This window comes from Kitasatospora sp. Ki12 (assembly GCF_054601375.1).
This window is the reverse complement of sequence record NZ_BAAIHT010000002.1, coordinates 2,733,947-2,757,577: the sequence shown is the minus strand read 5'-3', so window position 1 is coordinate 2,757,577 and position 23,631 is coordinate 2,733,947. Positions and strand designations below refer to the sequence as shown.

Sequence of the window (23,631 nt, the reverse complement as noted above, 5' to 3'; positions counted from 1 at the left end):
CGGTGCCCGGAGCAGGGAGGCGGGACGCGCACAAGACAGGGGGCAGGACGAGCACCAGAACGACGAAGGCAACCCCCGATGGGCTTCACCAGCCACCCCACCCTCCCCTGGAGCGAACTGCACCGACGGCTGACCGGCGCGGCGCCGGACCGTACGGTCGTCCCGCTGCGCCGTCCCGCCGAGGAGCCCCCGGGGCCCGCCCCCGCGCCCGACCCCGCCGACCCCGCCGACCCCGCGGCCCCCACCCCCACGCCCGACCCCGCCCCCGTGCCCTGGGCCGAACTGCACGTCCACTCCGCCTTCAGCTTCCTGGACGGCGCCAGCGACCCGGAGGACCTGGTCGCCGAGGCGGCCCGGCTGGGCGTGGAGACCCTGGCGGTCACCGACCACGACGGTCTGTACGGCGCGGTCCGGCTGGCCGAGGCGGCCCGGGGTACCGGTGTGGCCACCGTGTTCGGCGCCGAACTGACGTTCCGTCATGACTGGGGCGCCGAGCACCTGTTGGTCCTCGCCCGCGATCCGGCCGGCTACCGCCGCCTCTCCGCCGCGATCGCCGCCGCCCAGCTGGCGGGCGGCGCGAAGGGGCGTCCGCGGTACGACTTCGCGGCGTTGGCGGGGGCGCACGGCGGCCACTGGGCGGTGCTCACCGGGTGCCGCCTCGGCCGGGTCCCGGCGGGCCTCGCGGACGGGACGGCCGAGGACCGGCTGCGCACCCTCACCGAGGCGTTCGGGCGCGAGAACGTGTACGTCGAGCTGATCGACCAGTGGCTGCCCGGCGACGACCGGCGCAACGACGCCCTCGCCGCCCTCGCCGCCGGGGCGGCCCTGCCCGTCGTCGCCTCCACCAACGCCCACCACGCCGGCCCCGCCCAGGGGCGCCTCGCGCAGAGCCTCGCCGCGCTGCACGACCGCCGCACCCTGCAGGAGGCGGCGGGCTGGACCCGGGCGGCCGGCACCGCGCACCTGCGCTCGGGCCGCGAGATGGCCGCCCGGCTGGCCCGCTTCCCGGGTGTGCGGCGGGCCACCGCCGAGCTCGGCCGCGCCTGCGCCTTCGACTTCGCCAAGCTGGACCCGGAGCTGCCGGGCTTCCCCGTGCCCGAGGGCGAGACCGAGATCAGCCATCTGCGCGCGCTGGTCGCGGCCGGCGGCCCGGCCCGGTTCGGCTCCGGCAACGCCGCCGCCCGCCGTCAGCTCGCCAAGGAGCTGGACGTGATCGAGGACCTCGACCTGGCCGGCTACTTCCTGATCGTGCACGACATCGTGGACTTCTGCCGGAGTCAGGACATCTGGTGCCAGGGCCGCGGTTCGGCCGCCAACTCCGCGGTCTGCTACGCCCTGGGCATCACCGCCGTCGACCCGGTCCACTACAGGCTGCTGTTCGAACGCTTCCTCTCCACCGCCCGGGACGGGCCGCCCGACATCGACCTGGACATCGAGAACCGCCGCCGCGAGGAGGTCATCCAGTACGTCTACGGCCGCTACGGGCGCGAGCACGCCGCCCAGGTCGCCAATGTGATCACCTACCGGCCCCGGCTGGCGATCCGCGACGCCGCCCGGGTGCTCGGCTACCCGCAGGGACAGGTGGACGCGTTCAGCCGGCAGACCGACTTCCGCTCCGCCCCCGGCGCGGACGCCGTCATCCCGGCCGACGTGCTCTCGCTCGCCTCCCAACTCCATGGCTTGCCCAGGCACTTGGGTATCCACTCGGGCGGCATGGTGCTCACCAGGGAACCGATCGGCGAGATCTGCCCGACCGAGTGGGCCCGGATGCCCGGGCGGTCCGTCCTGCAGTGGGACAAGGAGTCCACGGCGGGCGCCGGGCTGGTGAAGATCGACCTGCTCGGCCTCGGCATGCTCGCCGCGCTGCACGACGCCTGCGCGCTGGTCGCCGAACACCACGGCCTGCGCTACGACCTGGCCACCATCCCGGACGACGACAAGGGCGTTTACGCGATGCTGCGCCGGGCCGACACCGTCGGGGTGTTCCAGGTCGAGTCCCGGGCGCAGATGGCGACGCTGCCCCGGCTCAAGCCGGACCACTTCTACGACCTGGTGGTCGAGGTCGCGCTGATCCGCCCCGGGCCGATCCAGGGCGGTTCCGTCCACCCGTACCTGCGCCGGCGCGCCGGGGTCGAACCTGCGGGCTGCCCGCATCCGCTGATGGAGAACGCCCTCGGCAAGACCCTCGGGGTGCCGCTGTTCCAGGAACAGATGATGCAACTCGCCATCGACTGCGCGGGGTTCAGCCCGGCCGAGGCGGACCGGCTGCGGCAGGCGATGGGCGCCAAGCGCTCGCACGAGCGGGTCGCCCGGCTGCGCGACCGGCTGCTCACCGGCATGGCCGAGCGCGGCATCCCGCCGGAGGTCGCCGAGGACGTCTACGGCAAGATCGAGGCCTTCTCCAACTACGGCTTCCCGGAGAGCCACGCGATCAGCTTCGCCTACCTGGTGTACGCCAGCGCCTGGCTCAAGTACCACTTCCCGGCGGCCTTCACCTGCGCCCTGCTGGCCAACCAGCCGATGGGCTTCTACTCGCCGCTCAGCCTGGTCGCGGACGTCCGGCGGCACGGGGTACGGGTGCGCGGGGTGGACGTCAACGCCAGCGGCGCGCGCCCCACCCTGGAGCCGTACCGGGGGCCGACCCCGAAGCCGCCGCTGACCGCGGGGCGCCCGCAGCCGGCGATCCGGCTCGGCCTGGAGACCGTCCGCGGCATCGGCACCCCGCAGGCCGAGGCGGTCGTGGCCGGACAGCCGTACGCCGACCTGGAGGACTTCGCCCGGCGCACCGGTCTGCCCGGGCCCGTCCTGGAGGCGCTGGCGACCGCGGGGGCCTTCGACTGCTTCGGATTGACGAGACGTCAGGCGCTGTGGGCGGCAGGGGCGTTCGCGGGGATCTCGGCCGACCTGATCCCCGGCACCACGCCCGGTACCGAGGCGCCGGAGCTGCCCGGGATGAGCCCGGTCGAGGAGACCATCGCCGACCTGTGGGCCACCGGTACCTCCGCCACCAGCCACCCGCTCCAGCACCTGCGGGACCGGCTGGAACGCGGTGGCGCGCTCTCCGCGGACCGACTCCCGGATGTGCCACCGGGGACGGCGGTGGTGGTCGGCGGCCTGGTCACCCACCGGCAGCGGCCGCCGACGGCCGGCGGAGTGCTCTTCCTCAGCCTGGAGGACGAGACCGGCCTGATCAACGTGATCTGCAACCGCCCGGTCTGGGAGTCCCAGCGCCGCACCGCCCTGGACCGGGCCGGGCTGCTGGTCCACGGCACCGTCGAACGCGACCGGGGCGCCACCAACCTGATCGCCACCCGGCTCACCCCACTCAGGATCGGCCTCTGAGCGGGGAACGTCGAAACCCCGGGCTGCTCAGTCGGGGTAACGGAAGAGTCCGCTCAGGTCCAGATCGAAGCCGAAGGGGTCGGGGACGCGCATGCTGTCACCGAACTTCCGGTCGTGCCGAGCGTGGTAGCGGTCGCGGTTCGGCTCGGAGAACAGCGTGACCGACCCCTCCCGCGGATCGATGATCAGGTACAGCGGGATGCCCATGACCGCGTAGTCGCGGAGCTTGTCCACCCAGTCGTTCCCGGGGTTGGACGGTGAGACCACCTCGACCGCGATGAGGGCTTCCTCGGCCGGAGAGGTGTCGCCCCCCTGGGCCAGGGACGCGATCGGGACATAGGTCAGATCGGGTGTGCGTTCCTTCGTCACATCAGGGGTGGTCAGCGCACTGTTGCTGCTGAACATGTAGCCGTCCGGAGCGTGGCGCTCGAACTGCCGCTGGACGAGTCCGATGTTCAGCTGGTGAATGCCGGAGGGAGCCGCCTGCATGATCAGCGTGTCGCCGGACCATTCGACGCGGACGCCTTCGGGGGCCGTGCGGAGCACCTCCTCGACGTAGTCGCGGTGCTGCTCGTAGAAGCTCACGGCGCCTCCTTCAGAATGCGCATTCGGCGGAATGGCAGTCTATGCGCGTGCCCGACGGGGAGCGCTCAGGCGCCCGAGCCCGGCTGCCGCCCCTTGCCGGGTGCTCCGGCGAAGGCCTGGGCGATCGGGAGCCAGGCGGTGGCGACCGGGCCGGTGGCGGTGAGGGCGAGGTCGTCCCGGTGGCGGCGCTGGGTGACCAGGAGGCAGAAGTCCAGGGCCGGGCCGGTCACCACGTCCTCCGCGCCGGCCGGGCCGAGGGCCCAGGTCCCGCCGTCGGGGGCGGTCAGTTCGAGCCGGACCGGACGCTCCGGCGCGGGCAGGCCGTGCGCGCCGAAGGCGAAGCCCAGGGTGCGCAGCCCGAGGTGGGCGATGTGCCGCAGCCGGTCGGTGGGCTCGCGGGTCACGCCCAGCGCGTCCGCGACGTCCTGGCCGTGCGCCCAGGTCTCCATCAGCCGGGCGGTCGCCATCGAGGCGGGCTTCATCGGCGGGCCGAACCAGGGCAGCCGCACATCGGCCGGTGCGGCGGCCAGGGCGGTGAGCACGTCCTCCCGCCCGGCCCGCCAGCGGGCGAGCAGCGACACCGGATCGGCGGCCGCGCCCTCCCGCGCGCCCTCCTCGACCGGGTCGGCACCGGCCTTCAGCAGCTCGCCGAAGCGGTCGCCGAGCGCCGCGCCGAAGCCCTCCGCGTCGCGCGCGGCCAGTGCCGTCCAGTGGTCGGTCCAGGAGAGGTGGGCGATCTGGTGCGCGATCGTCCAGCCCTCGGCGGGCGTCGACCGGGTCCAACCCTCCGCCGGCAGGCCGGTCACCAGCCCGTCCAGGACGGCGCTCTCGGCCCGCAGGTCCGCCAGCAGCCCGCCCAGGACGTCCGTCGGGGCGTTCGGGTCGGTCATCGGTTCTCTCCCCCTCCGAGCACGGCAGCCGCTACCCGCAGGTAGCGCTCGGCCGCACCCTACGCCCGGCCCGCCACCGGTGTTCGCCACTCCGCGAAACACGCATGTCAGGACTCTCGCCACGGGCTCCACCGCGTGTGACAATCGCGCGGTGAAAAGCGCGGACACCCCCCAAGCTGCGCGAGCCCGCACCGATGCCGCGCGACCTGACCACGCCCTGCGACCCGGCCACGCCCCGCGACCTGACCGGCCCGCCCCGCGAGTCGGCCGGACCGCCCCGCAGCCCGGCCGGACCGCCCCGGGGCCCGACGAGGCCGAAGTCGCCGCGCGGGCCGCCGAGCTGGTGCGGGACGCCGTGCTCGGCGACCTCGCGCGCCGGGTGGTGGCGGAGTGCGGTGCGGACGTCGGGCTGGTCGGGGTGCCGGAGCCGCTGCCCGGGCACGGCGAGGACGGTGAGGGCATGGTGCTGCGCCACTGGGCCGGTACTCGGTCGGACCTGCTGCACGACGTGGCCGTCCCGGCCGGCCTCGGACTCGGCGGCCGGGCGCTGGCCGAGCGCGCCCCCACCTGGGTGCCCGACTACCGGGCGGCGACGACCATTTCGCACCACTACGACCCGGCCGTGGCCGCCGAGGACCTGTACGCGATGCTGACCGTGCCGCTGATGGACGGCCGCACCGTGCACGGCGTGGTGTACGCCTCGGTGCGGGACGTCGTGCCGTTCGGGGACGTCCGGATCTCCGCGGTCGACGCGCTGACCCGGGCCGCCGCCCGGGCGCTCGCCGGGGCCGCCGCCTGGAGCCGACCGGCACCCCACCCTGAGCAGGGCCGACCGGAGCAGGGCTGGCCAGCCGCCCCCGTACGGCCGTCGACCCGGCCGTTGACCCCGCGCGAGCACGAGGTGCTGCGCTGGGCGGCGACCGGCCGGACCAACCCGGAGATCGCCGCCCGACTGGGCCTGACCTGCAACACCGTGACCGGCTACCTCAAGTCCGCGATGCACAAGCTCGGTGTCCGCAACCGGACCGAACTCGCCCTCGCGGCACGGGAGTCTGGCCTGGTCGACTGAGCCGCGAGGGCGGGTCCGATCCCCGGCGGATCAGTTGACCTGGCGGTCCCGCCCGGCCCAGTACGGCTCGCGCAGCCGGAACTTCTGCAGCTTCCCGGTGGCGGTGCGCGGCAGCGCGTCCCGGAACTCCACCGTGGTGGGCGACTTGTAGCCGGCCAGCCGCTGCTTGCAGTGCGCGATCAACTCGGCCTCGGTGACCGACCCGTGGCCGTCCCGGAGGACCACCAGCGCCTTCACCGTCTCGCCCCACTTCTCGTGCGGCACGCCGATCACGGCCGCCTCGGCGACCGCCGGGTGGCTGTACAGGCAGTCCTCCACCTCGATCGAGGAGACGTTCTCCCCGCCGCTGATGATGACGTCCTTCTTGCGGTCCGAGATGGCCAGTTGGCCGTCCACCAGGGTGCCGCCGTCACCGGTGTGGAACCACTCGTCGCGCAGCGCCTCGGCGGTCGCCTCCGGCTGCTGCCAGTAGCCCTCCAGCACGGTGTTGGAGCGCACCAGCACCTCGCCGGAGGCGTCCACCCGCAGCTGGGTGCCGAGCGCGGGTGCGCCGGCCTGCACCAGCTTCTCGGCCCGCTCGGCAGCCGGCAGCGCGTCCCACTCGGCCCGCGAGCGGTTCACCGTGACGACCGGGGAGGTCTCGGTCAGGCCGTAGAGCTGCATGAACTCCCAGCCCAGCTGCTCCTCGACCTGCTGCACCACCGAGGTCGGCGGCGGTGCGCCGGCCACGATCATCCGCACCCGGTCCCGGCCGGGCACCGGGCCGTCCCAGTCGGCGGCCGCGTCCAGCACCATCTGGACCACGGCCGGCGCACCCGACAGGAAGGTCACCCCGTGCCGCTCGACCCGGCGCAGGATCTCCGCGCCGTCCACCTTGCGCAGCACGATGTGCCGGGCGCCGAGGCCGGTGAGGGAGAACGGCAGGCCCCAGCCGTTGGCGTGGAACATCGGCAGGGTGTGCAGGTAGACGTCCCGGTCGTTCGCGCCGTAGTGCAGGCCCATCAGGGTCGCGTTCAGCCAGATGTTGCGGTGGGTGAGCTGGACTCCCTTGGGGCGGGCGGTGGTTCCGCTGGTGTAGTTGATGGTGGCGGTGTCGTTCTCGGACATCGCGTACCGGCGTGGGGAGTTGTCGGAGTCGTAGAGCAGGGCGTCGCTGTCCGCGCCGATCACGAACTTGTGCTTGGCGACCACCCCGTCCAGCGCGTCGGCGAGTTCGGGGTCGACCAGCAGGACGGAGGCACCGCTCTGCTCGACGATGTACGACACCTCCTCGGCCCGCAGTCGGAAGTTCACCGGCACCAGCACCCGGCCGTACCCGCTGACCCCGAAGAAGGAGGTGAGCAGCCGTGCCGAGTTGTGCGAGACGATCGCGACCCGTTCGCCGGGCCCGACGCCCAGCCGGTCCAGCCCGGCGGCCTGGGCCCGGGCGAGTCCGGCGATCCGGCGGTAGCTCAGCTCGCCCCAGGATTCGGCGGGTTGGACCGGTTCGTCGACGATGCCGACCCGGTCGCCGTAGACCAGCTCGGCCCGGTCGAGGAAGTCCATCACGGAGAGTGGAATCTGCATGCGCCCACTGTCCTCCCCCGCCCGCCCCCTGCACACCCCCGATCGGGGGTGTCACCCTTCCGTAGCACTCCCGGCCGCCGCGTGCCCTACCATCGCACCCCCGGCCGCCGCGCGCCCGGCATCCCCGGCCGCCGCCAGTGCCGCCGCCAGCCGGTCCCTGGCCTCCGTCTGGGCGGCGATCCGGCGCTCCAGCACCGCCAGCCGCTCCCGGGCGATCGCCAGCACCCGTTCGGACGGCCGGCCCGCCAGGACGTCCCCGTCCAGGCAGCCCAGCAGCGGCCGGATGTCGTCCAGGGTGAGCCCGGCGCCCACCAGCGCACGGATGTTGCGGACCCGGACGACCGCCGGCCCGCCGTAGTCGCGGTAGCCGTTGGGCTCGCGCTCGGAGCCGATCAGCCCGGCCTGCTCGTAGTGCCGCAGCGCCCGGACCGTCGCCCCGGTGGCCCGCGCCAGCTCGCCGATCCGCACCCGTACGGTCCCCTCCGCCTCGCCCGTGGGGCGGCCGCCTCAGCCCACCAGCGCGCCCCCGTCGACCGACAACACTACGCCGGTCACGAACGAGGCCTGCGGGGAGGCGAGTTGCGTGATCGCCCAGGCCACCTCCCCGGGGCGGCCGATCCGGCCCAGCGGGGTGTGCTCGATCTGCCACTTCCGGACGGCCGCCCGCAGCTCGGGGCCGTACCCGGAGTGGTCGGCGATCGGGGTGTCGATCGCCCCGGGTGCCACCGCCGCCACCCGGATCCCGCGCGGTGCCAGCTCCACCGCCCAGCTGCGGGTGACCGTCTCCAGCGCGGCCTTGCTCGCCGCGTACACCGCGTTGGACGGCCAGCCGCGCTGCCCGACGGCGGTGCTGACGTTGACGATCACGCCCCGGCTGTCGCTCAGCGCGGGCAGCGCGGCCTGGCCGAGCAGGACCGGGGCGATCAGGTTGGTGCCCAGCAGCCGCTCGATGCCCGCCCGGTCGTAGCCGCCGAGGCCCTGGCCGCTCTGGACGATCCCGGCGTTGTTGACCAGGACGTCCAGCCGTCCGAACCGCTCCAGCGCCGCCCCGACGATCGCCTCCGGCGCGTCCGGCGAGGTGAGGTCGGCGGCCAGCGGCTCGATCAGCGACGGGTACCCGGCCGCCGTCCCGGCCAGCGGCTCCGGCCGCCGCCCGACCGCCAGCACCCGCGCCCCCTCGGCCGCGAAGGCCAGCGCGGTCGCCCGCCCGATCCCCGTCCCGGCTCCGGTGACGACCACGACCCGGTCCTCTGCTGCGTTCACAGTGTTCATGAGGCCCACCCTCCGACCCTGCCGTCAGCGTCAGGGTCAAGCCGACGGGCCGGGACGGGGCCGACGGGGGTCGGGGAGGTCCGGGACGGCCGGGATGAGGAGCGCCGCTCTCCGCTTGCTGTGCCCGGCGCGAACAGCGGGCCCTCGGCCCCGGCACCGGGCCGCGCGCCTGCTAGGAAAGGTCGCAACGCACGGCCACGAACCCACGGGGAGCACAGCCATGAGCGACCAACGGCCCGACAGCCTCTACGAAGCGGTCGGCGGCATCGAGGCGCTGCGCCGTCTCAGCAACACCTTCTACCAGGGGGTCCTCGCCGACCCGCTGCTCGCGCCCGTCTTCGCCGACTTCACCCCCACCCACATCGAGCACGTCGCCGTCTGGCTGGCCGAGGTGTTCAACGGCCCGACCGCCTTCACCGACGAACTCGGCGGCCACCAGGCCCTGCTGCGCGCCCACCTCGGCCTGGCGATCACCGAGGAGCAGCGGTTGCGCTGGATGGAGCTGATGGCCGGGGCCGTCCGCCGGGAGTTGCCGGAGGACGAGCTGCTGCGCCGGCGGGTGCTGGAGTACTTCGACTGGGGCACGAAGATCGCCGAGGACGTCTCCGCCTCCCCGGCCGGGACCGACCTCGGCGACCCCGGCCCGACCCCGCGCTGGAGCTGGGAGGGGCTGGAGAAGTGACCGGCACCGCAGTGACCGGGACGGCGGTGACCGGTGCGGCGGAACCGGCCGTCATCGCGCACCCGGTGGCCGACGGCCTGGTACTGCGCCCCTTCGAGGCCGCCGACGGGCCGGCCCTGATCGAGGCCTACCGGGACGAGACGCTGCGCCGCTTCACCCGCAACCCGGTCGACGACCCCGAGCAGGCCGCCCACTGGCTCGCGCTGCAGTACGAGGGGTGGGCGGCCGGCACCCGGTACGCCTTCGCCGTCCTGGACGCCGGTGAACTGGTCGGCAACGTCGTGCTGAAGCGCGGCACCCCGGGCGGTGGGACGGCCGAGGTGGGGTACTGGACGGCGGGCCCGGCCCGTGGCCGGGGGGTGGCCCCGCGCGCGGTGCAGGCCCTCACCGCCTGGGCCTTCGACACCTTCGCCGCCGGCGGCCTGCGCCGGATCGACCTGCTGCACGAGGGCGACAACCACGCCTCCTGCCGGGTGGCGGAGAAGAGCGGCTACGCCTTCACGGAGATCGTCCCGGCGTTTCCGCCCTACCCGCGGGACGGCCACCGGCACACCCGGAAATGGCTGGACGGAACCGAACGACGCGGCTCAGAGTAGGCCCATGGCTTCTCTGGTACGACATGTGACGATCGATTGCGCCGACCCGTACGCCCTCGCGAGCTTCTGGGTCGAGGCGCTGGAGGGCGCCCTGGGGGAGGGCGACGAGCCGGGTGACGACGAGGTCCTGGTGGAGTCGGCCGGCGCCGGGCTGCTGTTCATCCGGGTGCCCGAGGGCAAGTCGGTGAAGAACCGGGTGCACCTCGACCTGCAGCCGCAGGACCGGACCCGGGACGAGGAGGCGGAGCGCCTGGTGGCCCTGGGTGCCACCGTGGCGGGGGACCACCGCCGCCCGGACGGCACCGGCTGGATCACCCTGGCCGACCCGGAGGGCAACGAGTTCTGCGTCGAGCGCAGCAAGGCCGAGCGCGTCGCCACCGGCGCCGAGTAACGGGTCCCGGTCCGGCCACTCGCCCGCGGCCGCCCGCACAGGTCCACGAGACCTGCGCGGGCGGCCGTTCCGGTTCGCGCCCACCCTCGCGGCCCCGGCGATCCGCGCAGGTCGGGCGGGGGGAGTCGAGGGCGGGTCTGCGGGGGAGGGAGTGGAGGGCGGGTCGTGGGCAAGCCGTCACACGGGAGGACCAACCCCCGGGTCCCCGCCGGGAGCCCGTCCGATAATCGACCTGTCCGGTGCCCTTACGGCCCAGAACCAGCCCCACCGAGCCACCAGGCAGGTACCCATGGCCAGGATCGCCGTGATCGGCGCCAACGGCAGCATCGGCGGCGCGGTCGTCGCGGAGGCGGTGGCGCGCGGGCACGAGGTCACCGCGGTGGTCCGCGACCCGGCCCGCTACCGGGGCCGGGCCGCCGCCGTGGAGCCCGGCGACGTGCTGGACCCCGCGGACGTGGCCCGGGTCGCGGCCGGCCGGGACGTCCTGGTGAGCGCCGTCGGCGGCGGTGACGGCCCGGGCCACCTGGCGCTGATCGAGCCCGCCGCCCGCTCCCTGGTCGAGGGCCTGCGCAGGCTCGACGGCGCGGCGCCCCGGCTGATCGCGGTGGGCGGGGCGGGCAGCCTGGAGACGGCGCCGGGCGTCCGGGTCTGGGACGCCCCGGGGCTGCCGGAGACGGTGCTGCAGATCATGCACGCGCACGGCGCGGCGCTGGACTACTACCGGACGGTCGCCGATCTGCGCTGGACGGTGCTCAGCCCGGCCGCCGAGATCGGCCCGGGGGCGCGGACCGGCCGCTACCGCACCGGCCTGGAGCAGCTGCTCACCGACGCCGAGGGGCGCAGCCGGATCTCGCTGCCGGACTACGCGGTCGTCCTGGTGGACGAGATCGAGCAGCCCGAGCACATCGGCGAGCGCTTCACCTGCTCTTCGCTGTGAGGGCGTGAGGGCGTGAGGGTGTGAGGCGGTGCGGGCGGTGCGGCCGGTGACGGGCTTGAGGGGCCGGACGGGCTCAGCCCAGCTGGATCGAGCGCTTGGCCAGTCCCATCCAGAACCCGTCGATGACGCTGCGCTGGCTGTCCAGGTCGGCCTCGCCGGCGCCGAGGGTGACGAACAGCGGGGCGAAGTGCTCGGTGCGCGGGTGGGCGAGGCGTCCGGCGGGGGCCTTGTGCTCGAAGTCGAGCAGCGCGTCCAGGTCGTGGGCCTCCAGGGCGCGCCGGCCCCAGTCGTCGAACTCGGCCATCACCGAGGTGATCCGGCCGTCGGTGCTGAGCGCCCGCAGGTTGTGGGTGAAGAAGCCGCTGCCGACGATCAGCACGCCCTCGTCGCGCAGTGGGGCGAGCTTGCGGCCGATCTCCAGCAGCCGCTGCGGGTCGAGGGTGGGCAGCGAGACCTGCAGCACCGGGACGTCGGCCTCGGGGTACATCTCCACCAGCGGGACGTAGGCGCCGTGGTCGAGGCCTCGGTCGGGGATGTCCTGGACGGGCGTGCCGGGGGCGCGCAGCAGCTTGCGCACGCGCTCGGCGAGCTCCGGAGCGCCGGGGGCGGCGTACTGGACCCGGTAGTAGTGCTCGGGGAAGCCCCAGAAGTCGTAGACCAGCGGGAGCGTGGTGACGGCGCCGAGGGCGAGCGGGGCCTCCTCCCAGTGGGCGGAGACCATCAGCACGGCCTTGGGCCGGGGCAGGTCGGCGGACCAGGCGGCCAGCTCGCCCGGCCAGACCGGGTCGTCGGCCAGCGGCGGAGCGCCGTGCGACAGGTACAGGGTGGGCATGCGCTCGGGGGCCGCGGCGCTCATGGCGTCCTCCTCATGGTAGTTCAAATTTGAACGTCTACTCCGGTCGACGGTACACCTTCGTTCGAATTTGAACAACAGGAGTAGGATTCACCCATGTCCTCACTGAACGAACCCCGTTGGCTGGACCAGGACGAGATGGCCGCCTGGCGGGGCTTCGTCGTCGCGAGCAACCTGCTGAACCGCCGGCTGGAACGCCAGCTCAAGGAGGACTCCGGCCTCTCGCACCAGCAGTACGAGATCCTGGTGCACCTCTCCGCCGCCCCCGGCGACTCGCTGCGGATGACCGAACTCGCCGACAAGCTCGTCACCTCCAAGAGCGGCCTGACCTACCAGGTCACCCAGCTGGAGCGGATGGGCCTGGTCGCCCGCCGCTCCTGTCCCAGTGACGTGCGCGGCGTCTTCGCCGAACTCACCGACCAGGGACGGGAGATGCTGCGCCAGGCCGCGCCCGGGCACGTCGCCCTGGTCCGCGAGCTGCTGATCGACGTGCTCACCCGCGAACAGCTGGCCGTCCTCGCCGAGAGCCTCGGCACGGTGAGCGCCCGACTGCGGCTGGACGAGACGCCTTAGTCGTCTGCCTGGCCCTCCGTCCAGCCCTCCGCGAGGCCCGCCGCCCGCTCCCGCAGCAGCTCCCGCTCCCGCTCGTTGCGGGTCAGCTCCGCCGCCCGCTCGAACTCCGCCCTGGCCTCCTCCGCCCGCCCCAGCCGGGCCAGCAGGTCGCCCCGCACGCTCGGCAGCAGGTGGTAGCCGCGCAGGGCCGGTTCCGCCGCCAGCGCGTCCACCAGTTCCAGCGCCGCGGCCGGTCCCCGGGCCATCGACACGGCCACCGCCCGGTTCAACGCCACCACCGGGGACGGCGACAGCACCAGCAGCCGCTCGTACAACGCGGCGATCGTCGCCCAGTCGGTATCCGGGTAGCGCCGCGCCTTCGCGTGGCAGGCGGCGATCGCGGCCTGCACCGAGTACGGCCCGGTGCCCGCCCGTTGCAGGGCGTCGAAGCCGCGCCGGATCAGCAGCCCGTCCCAGCGGGCCCGGTTCTGGTCCGCCAGCAGCACCGGCCGGCCGTCCGGCCCCGTCCGGGCGGCCGTGCGCGAGGCCTGGAACTCCAGCAGCGCCGCCAGCCCGTGCGCCTCCGGCTCGGCCGGCATCAGCGCGGCGAGCACCCGGGCCAGCCGCAGCGCGTCCTCGCACAGCCCGGGGCGGAGCAGATCGTCCCCCGCGGTCGCCGAGTAGCCCTCGTTGAAGATCAGGTAGATGACCTCCAGCACCGACGACAGCCGCTGCGCCCGGTCCTCCCCGTACGGCACCTCGAACGGCACCGCCGCCCCGGCCAGCGCCCGCTTCGCCCGGACGATCCGCTGCGCCACCGTCGGCTCGGGGACCAGGAAGGCGCGGGCGATCTCCGGGGTGGTCAGCCCGCCGAGCAGCCGGAGGGTGAGCGCGATCCGCGCCTCCGCCGACAGCACCGGGTGGCAGGCGGTGAAGATCAGCCGCAGCAGGTCGTCGTCGATGTCGTCCGGCTCGGCCGGCGCCGGCGCCGGCACGTCCTCCAACGAGCGCCCCACCTCGGCGAGTTTGCGCGCGTACACCTCCCGGCGGCGGACCAGGTCGATCGCCCGGTGCTTGGCGGTGGCCGTCAGCCAGGCGCCCGGGTTGTCCGGGACGCCCTCCCGCGGCCACCGCTCCAGCGCGGCCACCAGCGCGTCCTGCGCCAGCTCTTCGGCTATCCCCACGTCCCGGACGATCCGGGTCACCCCGGCGATGATCCGGGCGGACTCGATCCGGAACACGGCCTCGACGGCCTCGGTCGCCGAGCCGTCCACCGCCGTGCCGGCTGTCGTGTCCGCCGCCGAGCCGGTCACCGTCGTGCCGGCTGTCGTGTCCGCCGCCGAGCCGGTCACCGTCGTGCCGGCTGTCGTGTCCGCCGCCGAGCCGGTCACCGTCGTGCCGGCTGTCGTGTCCGCCGCCACGCCGGTCACCGTCGTGCCGTCCGCCGCCAGGTCGTTCGTCGCGGTGTCGTGCGCCGCTGCCCTCTCCGTCACGGCCACCCATCAGAGCAGCCGGCGGAGAGGGAGGCAAACACCGCCGCGACCACTGCTACTTCGGGAGCTGCGGCTGCTCGTCGATCTGCCGGACCTCAGCCCCGACGCTCCAGCCCGCCGGGTGGGTCTGCAGGAAGCGACGGGTCCACTCCAGGGCCTCGGCCCGGTCCTTGCACTGCAGGATGGCGTAGCCGCCGATGACCTCCTTGGTCTCGGTGAACGGCCCGTCGGTGTGGCCGAGCTTGCCCTCGTTCCAGGTCAGCCGGGTGCCCTGGGCGGTCGGGGTCAGCCCGGCGGTCTCCAGCATCACCCCGGCCTTGGTGATCTCCTCGAACAGGGCTCCCATCCGCTGTTCGAAACCGGGGTCCGGCTCCCAGCCGGCACTGGCCTGCTCGTCGATCCGGATCAGCGTCATGTAGCGCGGCATGGTGACTCCTCGGTAGGTCGGGCGGGGTCTCTCCCCGCCTCTCACCCCTGCGTCGAACGGGCCGGCGCCGTTTCGACACCCGCCGCGAAGAAATCTTCCGCCGATTCCGGCGGGCCGCGCCGAGGAGTCCGCAGATCCCGGTCGATCCCGGTCTTCCTCATCGCAGCTGCGGATGAATAGGGCCCTTCGGGCTGGTATCTGCGAATGTCCGGGCGCTCCCCCGGGTAGTCCTCCTCCCGGGTCGCGGCGCAGCGGCCCGGGAGGAGGGAGCGCCATGACCCCCGCGAGACCCACCGTCCGGCTGCACGGCCACCTCGACCGGCCCGCCGAGCTGACCGTCGACCAGCTGCGCGCCCTCCCGGCCCACCGGGTCGACGTCAGCTTCGACTGCCGGACGGAGGGCGAGCAGCGCCACGGCTACGAGGGCCCGGCGCTGCTCGACGTGCTGCGCGCGGCCCGCCCCCGGATCGACTTCTCCGGGCGCAAGCAGCGGCTGCGTTTCCTGCTCTCCGTGGTCGGCGCCGACGGCCACCGGGCGGTGGTCTCCTGGGCCGAGATCGACCCGGAGTTCGGCGCCCGGCGGATCCTGCTGGCCACCAGCATGGACGGTGCCCCGCTGGACGCGGTCGGTCCGCAGCTCGTCGTACCCGACGACCACTGCGGCGCCCGCTACGTCAGCGCCGTCACCGCGGTCTGGCTCGGCCCCCTCGGCGATCCGGCACCCGTCGGCGATCCGGCGCCCCTTGGCGGGTAGCGCCGCGGTCCCCCGACCCGCCGCTGCGACCGCTGCGCCCTACCGCGACTGCTGCGCCGCCTTGGGCCGCAGCTCCGGCGGCAGTGGCCGCGCGCCCGACAGCCGTACGGCGGCGCCGCGGGCGAGCTCGAAGGCGGCCACCGGGTCGTCGTGGCCGGTCCACGGGTAACAGCCGCACCACGGTCCGATCGCCCGGAACTGCTCCAGCGCGATGCGGTGCAGCTCGGCCTTGGCCGCGAAGTGGGCGAGCAGGTGCCGCAGGACCGGCAGCCGCTCGTGGTCGGGGCGGACCTGGGCGAGGGCGGCCGCGACCTTCCGGACCGGCTGCCTGCCCAACTCGCCGCCCAGGGTCGTGCCGAGGGTCCCGCGCTGCTCCAGCTCGTGCAGTGCGTGCAGGTAGAGGCCGGGCAGCGGGCTGCCGGCCGGGGCCCGCTTGAGCGCCCGCTTGGCGAAGGCCAGCATCTTCTGGTCCGAGCCGAACCACTTGGCGCACCAGTACTGCATGCCCTGCCAGTGGCCCTCGTAGTGGAACGGCGCCCGCTCGACCAGGCCGCGCCACAGCTCCTCGAACTGCTTGTGCGAGCACCGCGCGCCGCGGGCGGCGGTCACCATGACCACCCAGGGGGCCGGGTTGGCCGGGTCCAGCAGGGAGGCCCGTTTCGCGGCCTCGATGGCCGCGGGCAGCATGGCGCGGAAGGTCCGCATGGCTTCCTCGGGCACCTCGTGCGCGTACCCGGTGCCGCGGACCGCCCAGGCCTCGTGCACCATCAGGGCGGCCTCCAGGGCGGCCGCGTCGCAGTTGCCCGGGTCGGCGGCGCGCCAGGCCCTGAGCCAGCCCGCGTCCTGCTCGGCGAGGGAGGTCAGCAGTTCGAACCGCGACCAGTGCTCGTCCCAGTCCTGCCCGGCGGCGGCCTCGACGTACGCGGCGGCGGGCTTCCAGTTCCCGGCCCGGGCCGCCTCGGCTGTCGCCAGGGACTCCTGGCGGCGGTGCGGGGGCGGCGGCGGCCCGGCGCGGCCCGGGTCGAGCCGGTCGCGGGGGGCCAGACCGTACGCGGGCGGGTCGAACTCGGTGCGCGCCCAGTTCCGGGCCCGGTTCGTTCGCACCCTGAGGACGGCGACGTAGGCGAGAATGCCCAGCAGGCCGAAGATGAGGTATGTCACGGCCGAGCATCATCCCTGGCCGCGACGGGTGCGGGCAACGCGGTCACGGGCGGGGCGGATGCGGTGAAAAGGCTCGCCGGAGCCGGGTTTCCGTGCCAACATGCCCCATATGGGGACGATTCTGCACGGGGCCCTGGTGACGCTCCGACCGGCCACCACCGACGACATCCCGGCCCTGGCGGCCATCCGCGGGACGCCCGAGGTGTTCGCCCGCTGGCGGGGCGGCGACGACCTGCCCGCGGAGGTCGCCAACGACCTGGAATCGCCCGACACCGAGACCTTCGCGATCGACCTGGGCGGCCAGGTCGTCGGCGCCATCCAGTGGTACGCGAACAACGACGACGAGTACCGGCACGCCGGGATGGACCTCTACCTCGAACCGTCGGTGCACGGCCTGGGCCTGGGCACCGACGCGGTGCGCACCATGGCCCGGTACCTGGTGCACGAGCACCACTACCACCGGCTGGTGATCGACCCGGCCGCGGACAACCTCGCCGCGATCCGCTGCTACACCAAGGTCGGCTTCCGCACGGTCGGCACCATGCGCCAGTACGAGCGCGGGTCGGACGGCACCTGGCACGACAACCTGCTGATGGACCTGCTCGCGGAGGAACTGATCGACGGCTGACGGCTGACGGCGGAACCGGCAGCGCCAGCCGTCAACCGGCAGCCCCCGGAACCGTCAGCCCCGGCCCGGCCGTTCCGGGGCCGGGCAGCCGCAGGAGCGCCGCACCACCAGCCGGGCCGGGAAGGTCCGGGCGCCGGCGGCGCGGAACTCCGCCCCGCCGAGGACGAGCTCCAGCGCCGCGCGGGCCATCTCGTCCTGCGCGGTGGTGACGGTGGTCAGCGCGGGCCCGGCGATCACCGCCTCGGCGATGTCGTCGAAGCCCGCCACCGCGAGGTCCTCCGGCACCCGGATCCCCAGGTCGTCGGCGGCCCGCAGCAGGCCGATCGCCTGGTCGTCGGTCGCGCAGAACACGGCGGACGGCCGGTCGGGGCGGGCCAGCAGGGCGTGCGCCTCGGCGTGCGCCCGGACGCGGTCGAACGGGGCCGGGGTGAGCCGCCCCTCGGTGTCCAGCCCGGCCTCCTCCAGCGCGGCCGCCCAGCCGGCCGTCCGCGCGGTGACCGGGTCGTGCGGGCTGAGCGCCAGGGTGCCGCCGAAGCAGTGCACCTCGGGGTGCCCGTGCCCGAGCAGGTGGTGGACCACCTCGCGGGCGCCGCCCTCGTCGTCCGCGACCACGGCCACGCCGTCGGGGCTCTCCGTACGGTGGTGCAGCAGGACGACGGGGGTGCCGTCGGCCACGTCGAAGCCGGTCAGCCCGGGGGTGGCCGGGTCCTGGGTGACCAGGATCAGGCCGTCCACCTGCATGCCGAGGAAGGCGCGGATGTAGTGGGCCTCGCGCTCGTCGGCGTAGTCGGAGTTGCCGATCAGCAGCAGCCTGCCGTGTTCGGTGGCGGCCTGCTCGACGGCGTGCGCCAGCCCGGCGAAGAACGGCTGCCGGGCGTCCGGGACGACCATCCCGAGCAGGTCGGTCCGGCGCCGTGCCATGGCCTGGGCGACCCGGTTGGGCCGGTAGCCGAGCTCCTCGACCGCCGCGAGCACCCGCGCCCGGGTCGCCGCCGCCACCGGCCGCGGCCCGTCGTTGATCACATAACTCACGACCGCCGTGGACGTCCCCGCCGCCCGCGCCACATCGTCCCGCGTCACCCTTGCCATGACCGTTGAGCCTACACACCGCCTCCGACCAGCGGCTTTCCCGAGCCGCCGGGCCGGCCCCGATCGGGCGCCCCGGCTTGCGGGGCGGGTGGCACCCTGCCGACGCTTGCGGGACGGGCGGCGTTCGGGGCCGCCGCCGACCGTGGGAGCGGGTCGATGAGCACGCCGCCACAGCGCCGGGAGCCGCACCGCCGGGAGCCGCACCGCCGAGAGTCGTACGGTCGGGAGCCGGACCGCCGGGCCGTCCGGTCACCGCGCCGCGCCACCCGGCCGCGGGTCCGCATCCCCGCCCGGGCCCGTACCGCGGGCGCGGCCAGGCCGAAGGTCCGGCCCTGGCGCGCGTACGGCGTGCTGGTGGCGATCGTGCTGTCCGTCGTCGCCGGGCTGCTGCTCTACCTCGACGAACGCTCCAGCCGCAGCCACCCCCAGGTCATCGGCACCGTGCCCGGACCGGACTTCCTGGAGGTGGACGTGACGCTCCAGCGGGTGGACGCGGCCGCGCAGACGCTCACCGCGAAGGTCCTGGTCCTGCCGCACGGCGCGCTGGAGGCGGCCGACGACACGCTGGTGCCGGCCCGGGACATCGTGCTGGAGACCACCTCGCTGGAGCAGACCTCGCTGAAGTACCCGGCCGGGCAGCAGATCGCCTCCAGCACGGTGACGTTCAACCTGCTCGACGGGCGGGTCACGGACTACCCGTTCGACCGCTACCACGCGCTGATCGGCTTCCAGGCCGGCGTCGGCGGGCAGCCCGTGCCGGTGGTGATCGGGCTCCAGGAGGCCGACCCGTTCTTCGCCTTCAAGCAGAGCGCCAAGGTGAGCGAGGGCGGTGCCGTCGCGGTCACCGAGCGGATCAGCCGCTCGCGCAGCACCTTCATCCTGGCCTGGTTCATGATGGCGGCGATGTGGGCGCTGGCGCTGTCCGTCCTGGTGGCGGCCTGGCTGATCGTCCGGCAGCGGCGCGGGATCGTCTGGCCGGCCCTCGGCTGGATGGCGGCCACCCTGTTCGCCCTGGTCGGCATGCGCAACGCCGCGCCCGGCAGCCCGCCGATCGGTTCGCTGCTGGACTACGCGGCGTTCTTCTGGGCGGAGCTGCTGGTCGCGGTCGGCCTGACCATGGTGGTGGTGAACGGCGCCCGGATCGAGGGGGGCCACCCGCCCGGCCCGTAGCGCCCCGGCCCGCAGCGCCCAGCCCGTAGCCCCCCGGCCCGCAGCGCCCCCGGCTCAGACGGCGTCGGGTACGAGCACCGTCAGCGAGGTCTCCTGCGGCAGGAAGCCCAGCGACTCGTACAGGCGGCGGGCCGGGTTGCCCTCGCTGACCACCAGGTGCACGTGGGCGAGCCCGCGTACGGCGGCGTCCGCGACCGTTCCGCGCAGCAGGTCGGCGCCGAGGCCGCGGTAGCCGCGCCGGGGGTGGCGGAAGACGTCGGCGATCCAGGGCCGGCCGTCGCGGTCGGTCAGGACCACCCCGGCGACCACCCGGTCCTCGGCGTCCACGGCGAGCAGGCTGGACGGCAGGACCGGGCCGATGATCTTCCCGGCGAGCAGCGGGCCGAGCCGCTCGGAGAGCGCCCCCGCGTCGTCGCCCGGGAAGTGGTCGACGTGCCCGGGCCCGAAGGCGGCCCGCCAGGCCTCGAACAGCTCCTCGGGCGCCCGGTCGCAGGGCACCGCCCGCAGGCCCTCGCGCAGCGGCGCCCCGGCCCAGTCGGCGGGCGGCGGGTCGGCCCGCAGGTCCCGCCGGAAGGTGTGGGCGTGCCGCAGCACCGTCGCGCCGCCGGCCACCAGCCGCTGCCCGAGTTCGGGGCTGCCGGAGACCGCCCACCCGGGCAGCTCGGCCCGGATGTACGCGGCCGCGTCCACCGAGTCGTCCAGCACCTCCAGCAGGTCGGCCCAGGGGCGGCCGTCCCGCTCGCCCGGCAGGTAGCGCAGCACCGCGGTGCCGTCGCCGTCGTACCTGACCACCCGGTCGGCCTCGGCCATGGCCCCACCCCTCTTCACGTGTTCGCACGGGATTCGTTCGTCGGCGGCCCATGCTCACCAGAACCCGGCCCCCGGGCAACCGGTTTTCCGGCCGAGGGGGCGCTCGTGCGGGCCCCCGGGCGGCTCAGGGCACCACCGCCGCGCGGACGCACAGCACGTCCGGCAGGTGGGACTTCAGCAGTGACCAGCTCTCGCCCTCGTCCCGGCTGCCGTAGACGTCGCCGGTGCGGTTGCCGAAGTAGATCCCGGCCGGGTCGGCGTCGTCGGTGCGCAGGGCGTCGCGCAGCACGATGCCGTAGTGGTCCTCGCCGGGCAGGCCGTCGGCGAGCTGCTGCCAGCTGGTCCCGCCGTCGGCGGTGCGGAAGACCCGGCAGCGGCGGCCGGGCGGGATGCGGTCGTCGGAGCCGCCGAGCGGGAAGAGGTAGGCGGTGTCGCCCCGGCGGGGGTGGGCGGCGACGGCGAAGCCGAACTCGGCGGGCAGCCCGTCGACGATCGAGCGCCAGCTGCCGCCCCAGTCGTCGCTGCGGTAGACGCCGCCGTGGTTCTGCAGGTAGAGCCGGTCGGGGTGGACCGGGTCCGGGGCGATCTTGTGCACGCACTGGCCGAACTCGGGGTACTGGCTCTCCTCCGGGAGGAACTCGGCGCGCAGCCCGGTGTTGGAGGGCTCCCAGCTGTCGCCGCCGTCCTTGCTGCGGTAGACGCCGCCGCTGGAGACGGCGACCAGCAGCCGCTGCGGGTCGCGCGGGTCGGTGAGGATGGTGTGCAGGCCCTGGCCGCCGTAGCCGGCGCCCCACTGCGGCCGCTGCGGGTGCTCCCAGAGCGGTTCGACCAGGGCGAAGGTCTCGCCGCCGTCGGTGGAGCGGAACAGCGCGGCCGGTTCGGTGCCCGCGTAGACGACGCCGGGGGCCTCCGCCCCGGCGGGCTGCAGCTGCCAGACCCGGGTGAGCGAGGCGCCGGTGGACTCGGGGAAGCGGATGGCCGGCTGCGGCGGCTCGTACCAGGTGGTGCCGAGGTCGTCGGAGCGCCAGACCGAGGGCCCCCAGTGGCTGCTGTCGGCGCCGACCAGCACCCTGGTGCGGCCGTCGCGGCGGTCCACGGAGACGGAGTAGATCGCGTTCATCGGGAAGTGCGGCCCGCTGAAATCCCACGTCAGCCGGTCGCGGCTGCGGCCGAGAAAGAGGCCCTTCTCGGTTCCGACGGCCAACAGCACCTCGGTCATGCCTCACACCACCCTGGTCACGAGCACGGCCCCCCGGGGACGGCCCCCGACTGCCAGTGTCCCGCCGTCCACCGGTGGTCACATCTCGCCGCGCCGTTCACCCGGGAGGCCGTGCGCGCGGGCCGGGGGTGCCGCCCCCGGCCCACCGGCCCGCAGCGCCCCCGGCCCACCGCGCTACCCCCGGCAGCCCTCCAGCAGCCGCAGCCAGACCTCGCTCATCGTCGGGTACGCGGGCACCGCGTGCCAGAGCCGGTCGATCGGCACCTCGCCGACCACCGCGACGGTCGCCGAGTGCAGCAGTTCGGCGACCCCGGGGCCGACCAGACAGGCGCCGACCAGCACCTCGCGGTCCAGGTCGAAGACCACCCGGGCCCGGCCGCGGTAGTCGTCGCCGTACAGCGAGGCCCCGGCGACGGCGCCGAGGTCGTGGTCGACGGCCTTGACCCGCAGCCCGGCCTCCTCGGCGGCGGCCAGGGTCAGGCCGACGGCGGCGACTTCCGGTTGCGTGAACACGACCTGCGGCGCGCCCGCCAGGTCCGCGGACGCGGCGTGCGCGCCCCAGCGCGCGGTGTCCAGCGGGCGCCCCTGGGCGCGGGCGGCGATCGCGGCGCCCGTGATCCGGGCCTGGTACTTGCCCTGGTGGGTGAGCAGGGCCCGGTGGTTGACGTCCCCGGCGGCGTACAGCCACCCGCCGTCCACGCCGAGCACCGTGCAGCTGTCGTCCACCTCCAGCCAGTCGCCAGGCTTCAGCCCGACCTGCTCCAGCCCGATGTCGGCGGTGCGCGGGGCCCGGCCGGTCGCGTACAGCACCTCGTCGACGGTCAGCACCGAGCCGTCCCCCAGGGTGAGCGTCACCGGCCCGGAACCGTCCGCCCGCTCCAGCGAGCCGACCTCGGTGCCGAAGCGGACGTCCACCCCGGCCTCCCGCAGCCCCTCGGCGACCAGCTCGCCCGCGAACGGCTCCATCCGCGGCAGCAGCGCCCCGCCGCGCACCAGCAGCACCACCTCGGAGCCGAGCGCCCGCCACGCGGTGGCCATCTCCACCCCGACCACGCCGCCGCCGACCACCGCCAGCCGTCCGGGGACGGCCGGCGAGCCGGTCGCCTCCCGGTTGGTCCACGGGTGGGCGTCGGCCAGCCCGGGGACGTGCCCGGGCAGCACCGGGCGGCTGCCGGTGCACACCGCGACGGCGTGCCGGGCGGTGAGCACCCGCTCGGTGCCGTCCTCGGCCTCCACCGTCACCGTCCGCTCGCCGGCCAGCCGGCCGTGACCGCGGACCAGCTCGATCCCGGTGTCCCGCAGCCAGCGCACCTGGCCGTCGTCGCTCCAGTGCGAGGCGAAGGAGTCCCGTCGGGCCAGCACCGCGGCCGGGTCCAGCCGGCCGTCGCCGACCGCCTCCCGGGAGCCGGCCACCGCGCGGGCGTCGGCCAGCGCGGCCACCGGGCGCAGCAGCGCCTTGCTCGGCATGCAGGCCCAGTAGGAGCACTCGCCGCCGACCAGTTCGGCCTCCACGATCACCGTGCGCAGGCCCGCGGCGACCGTCCGGTCCGCCACGTTCTCGCCGGTCGGGCCGGCCCCCAGGACGATGACGTCGTACTCCTCGGCGGTGCTGGTCATGCCCGGTCCTCCGTCGTCTCGATGGCCACCCCGGCCCGCAGCGCGAGGGTGACGGGTGTGCGCTCGCAGATGGCGAGCAGTCGGGTGCGCTGGTCCCCGTCCAGGTCGCCGGTCAGGCCGACCCGGCGGGAGATCCGGCCGCGGCTGCCGTCCGTCTCGTACCCGAGCCTGACCCGGACGGCCTCCAGCGGCCACTTCTTGCGTTCGGCGTACATCCGCAGGGTGATCGCGGTGCAGGAGCCGAGCGAGGCGAGCAGGAGCGCGAACGGCTCCGGCCCGCTGTCCGAACCGCCGCGCCGCTCCGGCTCGTCCGAGGTCAGCGGGTGGGTGCCGGCCTTGACGTCCACGTGGTACGGCGCGTCGGCGGCGCTCCCGGTGACCAGCGCGCTGGTGACCCGCCGGAACTCGGGCCCGGCGGCGGGCGGTTCGGTACGGCTGGACTGCTCGGTCACGGGATCCCGCTCTCCGCTCGGCTACGGCGTGGGGCCCATCCTGCCGGGCCGGGCGGGCCCGCGCGACGGACGGACA

At 74.8% G+C, this 23,631-nt stretch carries 24 protein-coding genes; 10 read left to right on the top strand and 14 right to left on the bottom strand.

The window, feature by feature from the left end; genetic code table 11:
* Window positions 1–78 precede the first annotated feature (78 nt).
* On the top strand, window positions 79–3,342 hold the full coding sequence (locus ACYP53_RS29855; protein ID WP_459649662.1) for an error-prone DNA polymerase: 3,264 nt from the start codon (window positions 79–81) through the stop codon (window positions 3,340–3,342).
* A 27-nt stretch (window positions 3,343–3,369) separates the two neighbouring features.
* On the opposite strand, the gene ACYP53_RS29850 is transcribed toward ACYP53_RS29855, so the two are convergent.
* Together ACYP53_RS29850 and ACYP53_RS29845 are read right to left on the bottom strand one after the other, a co-directional pair.
* A complete protein-coding gene (locus ACYP53_RS29850) occupies window positions 3,370–3,927 on the bottom strand; it encodes a Uma2 family endonuclease (RefSeq protein WP_459649661.1) in 558 nt (185 codons plus the stop codon).
* A 65-nt stretch (window positions 3,928–3,992) separates the two neighbouring features.
* Window positions 3,993–4,817, bottom strand: a complete 825-nt coding sequence (locus tag ACYP53_RS29845; RefSeq protein ID WP_189925685.1) for a TIGR03084 family metal-binding protein — start codon at window positions 4,815–4,817, stop codon at window positions 3,993–3,995.
* Between the two features lie 151 nt (window positions 4,818–4,968).
* Here ACYP53_RS29845 and ACYP53_RS29840 point away from each other — a divergent pair, with 151 nt between their 5' ends.
* Complete coding sequence (locus tag ACYP53_RS29840) at window positions 4,969–5,886, top strand: helix-turn-helix transcriptional regulator (RefSeq protein ID WP_459649660.1); 918 nt, start codon at window positions 4,969–4,971, stop codon at window positions 5,884–5,886.
* A 30-nt stretch (window positions 5,887–5,916) separates the two neighbouring features.
* Here ACYP53_RS29840 and ACYP53_RS29835 read toward each other — a convergent pair whose 3' ends face one another.
* Genes ACYP53_RS29835 through ACYP53_RS29825 form a run of 3 tightly spaced genes read right to left on the bottom strand, consistent with a single transcriptional unit; the run spans window position 5,917 to window position 8,724 of the window.
* Window positions 5,917–7,452, bottom strand: a complete 1,536-nt coding sequence (locus tag ACYP53_RS29835; protein ID WP_189925690.1) for an AMP-binding protein — start codon at window positions 7,450–7,452, stop codon at window positions 5,917–5,919.
* A gap of 51 nt (window positions 7,453–7,503) precedes the next feature.
* Window positions 7,504–7,920 carry a MerR family transcriptional regulator gene (locus ACYP53_RS29830; RefSeq protein WP_459649659.1) on the bottom strand — a complete coding sequence of 139 codons (417 nt, stop codon included), beginning with the start codon at window positions 7,918–7,920 and terminating at the stop codon, window positions 7,504–7,506.
* A gap of 39 nt (window positions 7,921–7,959) precedes the next feature.
* Window positions 7,960–8,724 (bottom strand): SDR family NAD(P)-dependent oxidoreductase, encoded by a 765-nt coding sequence (locus ACYP53_RS29825; protein ID WP_189925694.1) that lies wholly within the window; start codon window positions 8,722–8,724, stop codon window positions 7,960–7,962.
* A gap of 220 nt (window positions 8,725–8,944) precedes the next feature.
* Between ACYP53_RS29825 and ACYP53_RS29820 the strand changes: the two genes are divergently transcribed.
* The 4 genes from ACYP53_RS29820 to ACYP53_RS29805 all read left to right on the top strand — a co-directional run bounded on the left by ACYP53_RS29820 (window position 8,945) and on the right by ACYP53_RS29805 (window position 11,330).
* Window positions 8,945–9,406, top strand: coding sequence for a group II truncated hemoglobin (locus ACYP53_RS29820; protein WP_189925696.1), 462 nt, complete (start codon window positions 8,945–8,947; stop codon window positions 9,404–9,406).
* Between the two features lie 26 nt (window positions 9,407–9,432).
* Window positions 9,433–10,002, top strand: coding sequence for a GNAT family N-acetyltransferase (locus ACYP53_RS29815; protein ID WP_373313947.1), 570 nt, complete (start codon window positions 9,433–9,435; stop codon window positions 10,000–10,002).
* A gap of 4 nt (window positions 10,003–10,006) precedes the next feature.
* Window positions 10,007–10,393: a VOC family protein gene (locus ACYP53_RS29810; protein ID WP_189925699.1), complete on the top strand. Its 387-nt coding sequence runs from the start codon at window positions 10,007–10,009 to the stop codon at window positions 10,391–10,393.
* Window positions 10,394–10,682: 289 nt separating this feature from the next.
* Window positions 10,683–11,330, top strand: a complete 648-nt coding sequence (locus tag ACYP53_RS29805; protein WP_459649658.1) for an NAD(P)-dependent oxidoreductase — start codon at window positions 10,683–10,685, stop codon at window positions 11,328–11,330.
* A gap of 73 nt (window positions 11,331–11,403) precedes the next feature.
* Here ACYP53_RS29805 and ACYP53_RS29800 read toward each other — a convergent pair whose 3' ends face one another.
* The gene (locus ACYP53_RS29800; RefSeq protein WP_189925703.1) at window positions 11,404–12,186 is read right to left on the bottom strand and encodes a dioxygenase family protein; all 783 of its coding nucleotides are present in this window, start codon (window positions 12,184–12,186) and stop codon (window positions 11,404–11,406) included.
* Window positions 12,187–12,288: 102 nt separating this feature from the next.
* On the opposite strand from ACYP53_RS29800, the gene ACYP53_RS29795 reads away from it, so the two are divergent.
* A complete protein-coding gene (locus ACYP53_RS29795) occupies window positions 12,289–12,756 on the top strand; it encodes a MarR family winged helix-turn-helix transcriptional regulator (RefSeq protein WP_459649851.1) in 468 nt (155 codons plus the stop codon).
* On the opposite strand, the gene ACYP53_RS29790 is transcribed toward ACYP53_RS29795, so the two are convergent.
* Window positions 12,753–14,009, bottom strand: a complete 1,257-nt coding sequence (locus ACYP53_RS29790; protein WP_459649850.1) for an RNA polymerase sigma factor — start codon at window positions 14,007–14,009, stop codon at window positions 12,753–12,755. The genes ACYP53_RS29795 and ACYP53_RS29790 overlap by 4 nt on opposite strands.
* 274 nt (window positions 14,010–14,283) lie before the next feature.
* Window positions 14,284–14,655 carry a YciI family protein gene (locus ACYP53_RS29785; protein WP_459649657.1) on the bottom strand — a complete coding sequence of 124 codons (372 nt, stop codon included), beginning with the start codon at window positions 14,653–14,655 and terminating at the stop codon, window positions 14,284–14,286.
* A gap of 274 nt (window positions 14,656–14,929) precedes the next feature.
* Here ACYP53_RS29785 and ACYP53_RS29780 point away from each other — a divergent pair, with 274 nt between their 5' ends.
* Window positions 14,930–15,409: a molybdopterin-dependent oxidoreductase gene (locus ACYP53_RS29780; RefSeq protein ID WP_459649656.1), complete on the top strand. Its 480-nt coding sequence runs from the start codon at window positions 14,930–14,932 to the stop codon at window positions 15,407–15,409.
* 39 nt (window positions 15,410–15,448) lie between these two features.
* Here ACYP53_RS29780 and ACYP53_RS29775 read toward each other — a convergent pair whose 3' ends face one another.
* The gene (locus ACYP53_RS29775) at window positions 15,449–16,570 is read right to left on the bottom strand and encodes a hypothetical protein (protein ID WP_189925709.1); all 1,122 of its coding nucleotides are present in this window, start codon (window positions 16,568–16,570) and stop codon (window positions 15,449–15,451) included.
* Window positions 16,571–16,679: 109 nt separating this feature from the next.
* On the opposite strand from ACYP53_RS29775, the gene ACYP53_RS29770 reads away from it, so the two are divergent.
* Window positions 16,680–17,198 carry a GNAT family N-acetyltransferase gene (locus ACYP53_RS29770; RefSeq protein ID WP_189925711.1) on the top strand — a complete coding sequence of 173 codons (519 nt, stop codon included), beginning with the start codon at window positions 16,680–16,682 and terminating at the stop codon, window positions 17,196–17,198.
* Between the two features lie 54 nt (window positions 17,199–17,252).
* Here the strand turns inward: ACYP53_RS29770 and ACYP53_RS29765 are convergent, their stop codons facing one another.
* Complete coding sequence (locus tag ACYP53_RS29765; protein WP_189925713.1) at window positions 17,253–18,287, bottom strand: LacI family DNA-binding transcriptional regulator; 1,035 nt, start codon at window positions 18,285–18,287, stop codon at window positions 17,253–17,255.
* 156 nt (window positions 18,288–18,443) lie between these two features.
* Between ACYP53_RS29765 and ACYP53_RS29760 the strand changes: the two genes are divergently transcribed.
* Entirely contained in the window at window positions 18,444–19,457 is a 1,014-nt protein-coding gene (locus ACYP53_RS29760) for a DUF4436 family protein (protein WP_459649655.1), read from the top strand.
* Window positions 19,458–19,511: 54 nt separating this feature from the next.
* Here the strand turns inward: ACYP53_RS29760 and ACYP53_RS29755 are convergent, their stop codons facing one another.
* The 4 genes from ACYP53_RS29755 to ACYP53_RS29740 all read right to left on the bottom strand — a co-directional run bounded on the left by ACYP53_RS29755 (window position 19,512) and on the right by ACYP53_RS29740 (window position 23,555).
* On the bottom strand, window positions 19,512–20,267 hold the full coding sequence (locus tag ACYP53_RS29755; protein WP_459649654.1) for a GNAT family N-acetyltransferase: 756 nt from the start codon (window positions 20,265–20,267) through the stop codon (window positions 19,512–19,514).
* 124 nt (window positions 20,268–20,391) lie between these two features.
* Window positions 20,392–21,486, bottom strand: a complete 1,095-nt coding sequence (locus ACYP53_RS29750; RefSeq protein ID WP_189925719.1) for a WD40/YVTN/BNR-like repeat-containing protein — start codon at window positions 21,484–21,486, stop codon at window positions 20,392–20,394.
* Between the two features lie 174 nt (window positions 21,487–21,660).
* Entirely contained in the window at window positions 21,661–23,103 is a 1,443-nt protein-coding gene (locus tag ACYP53_RS29745) for a dihydrolipoyl dehydrogenase family protein (RefSeq protein ID WP_189925722.1), read from the bottom strand.
* Window positions 23,100–23,555 (bottom strand): OsmC family protein, encoded by a 456-nt coding sequence (locus ACYP53_RS29740; RefSeq protein ID WP_459649653.1) that lies wholly within the window; start codon window positions 23,553–23,555, stop codon window positions 23,100–23,102. The genes ACYP53_RS29745 and ACYP53_RS29740 overlap by 4 nt, the downstream gene beginning before the upstream one ends.
* Window positions 23,556–23,631 lie beyond the last annotated feature (76 nt).

What these genes read in the sequence shown, in the direction of transcription:
- ACYP53_RS29770 (WP_189925711.1), top strand. Translation starts at nt 16,680, where the DNA reads ATGGGGACGATTCTGCACGGGGCCCTGGTGACGCTCCGACCGGCCACC.
- ACYP53_RS29825 (WP_189925694.1), bottom strand. Translation starts at nt 8,724, where the DNA reads ATGAACACTGTGAACGCAGCAGAGGACCGGGTCGTGGTCGTCACCGGA.
- ACYP53_RS29755 (WP_459649654.1), bottom strand. Translation starts at nt 20,267, where the DNA reads ATGGCCGAGGCCGACCGGGTGGTCAGGTACGACGGCGACGGCACCGCG.
- ACYP53_RS29810 (WP_189925699.1), top strand. Translation starts at nt 10,007, where the DNA reads ATGGCTTCTCTGGTACGACATGTGACGATCGATTGCGCCGACCCGTAC.
- ACYP53_RS29800 (WP_189925703.1), bottom strand. Translation starts at nt 12,186, where the DNA reads ATGAGCGCCGCGGCCCCCGAGCGCATGCCCACCCTGTACCTGTCGCAC.
- ACYP53_RS29785 (WP_459649657.1), bottom strand. Translation starts at nt 14,655, where the DNA reads ATGCCGCGCTACATGACGCTGATCCGGATCGACGAGCAGGCCAGTGCC.
- ACYP53_RS29835 (WP_189925690.1), bottom strand. Translation starts at nt 7,452, where the DNA reads ATGCAGATTCCACTCTCCGTGATGGACTTCCTCGACCGGGCCGAGCTG.
- ACYP53_RS29820 (WP_189925696.1), top strand. Translation starts at nt 8,945, where the DNA reads ATGAGCGACCAACGGCCCGACAGCCTCTACGAAGCGGTCGGCGGCATC.
- ACYP53_RS29745 (WP_189925722.1), bottom strand. Translation starts at nt 23,103, where the DNA reads ATGACCAGCACCGCCGAGGAGTACGACGTCATCGTCCTGGGGGCCGGC.
- ACYP53_RS29780 (WP_459649656.1), top strand. Translation starts at nt 14,930, where the DNA reads ATGACCCCCGCGAGACCCACCGTCCGGCTGCACGGCCACCTCGACCGG.
- ACYP53_RS29760 (WP_459649655.1), top strand. Translation starts at nt 18,444, where the DNA reads ATGAGCACGCCGCCACAGCGCCGGGAGCCGCACCGCCGGGAGCCGCAC.
- ACYP53_RS29855 (WP_459649662.1), top strand. Translation starts at nt 79, where the DNA reads ATGGGCTTCACCAGCCACCCCACCCTCCCCTGGAGCGAACTGCACCGA.
- ACYP53_RS29805 (WP_459649658.1), top strand. Translation starts at nt 10,683, where the DNA reads ATGGCCAGGATCGCCGTGATCGGCGCCAACGGCAGCATCGGCGGCGCG.
- ACYP53_RS29765 (WP_189925713.1), bottom strand. Translation starts at nt 18,287, where the DNA reads ATGGCAAGGGTGACGCGGGACGATGTGGCGCGGGCGGCGGGGACGTCC.
- ACYP53_RS29750 (WP_189925719.1), bottom strand. Translation starts at nt 21,486, where the DNA reads ATGACCGAGGTGCTGTTGGCCGTCGGAACCGAGAAGGGCCTCTTTCTC.
- ACYP53_RS29845 (WP_189925685.1), bottom strand. Translation starts at nt 4,817, where the DNA reads ATGACCGACCCGAACGCCCCGACGGACGTCCTGGGCGGGCTGCTGGCG.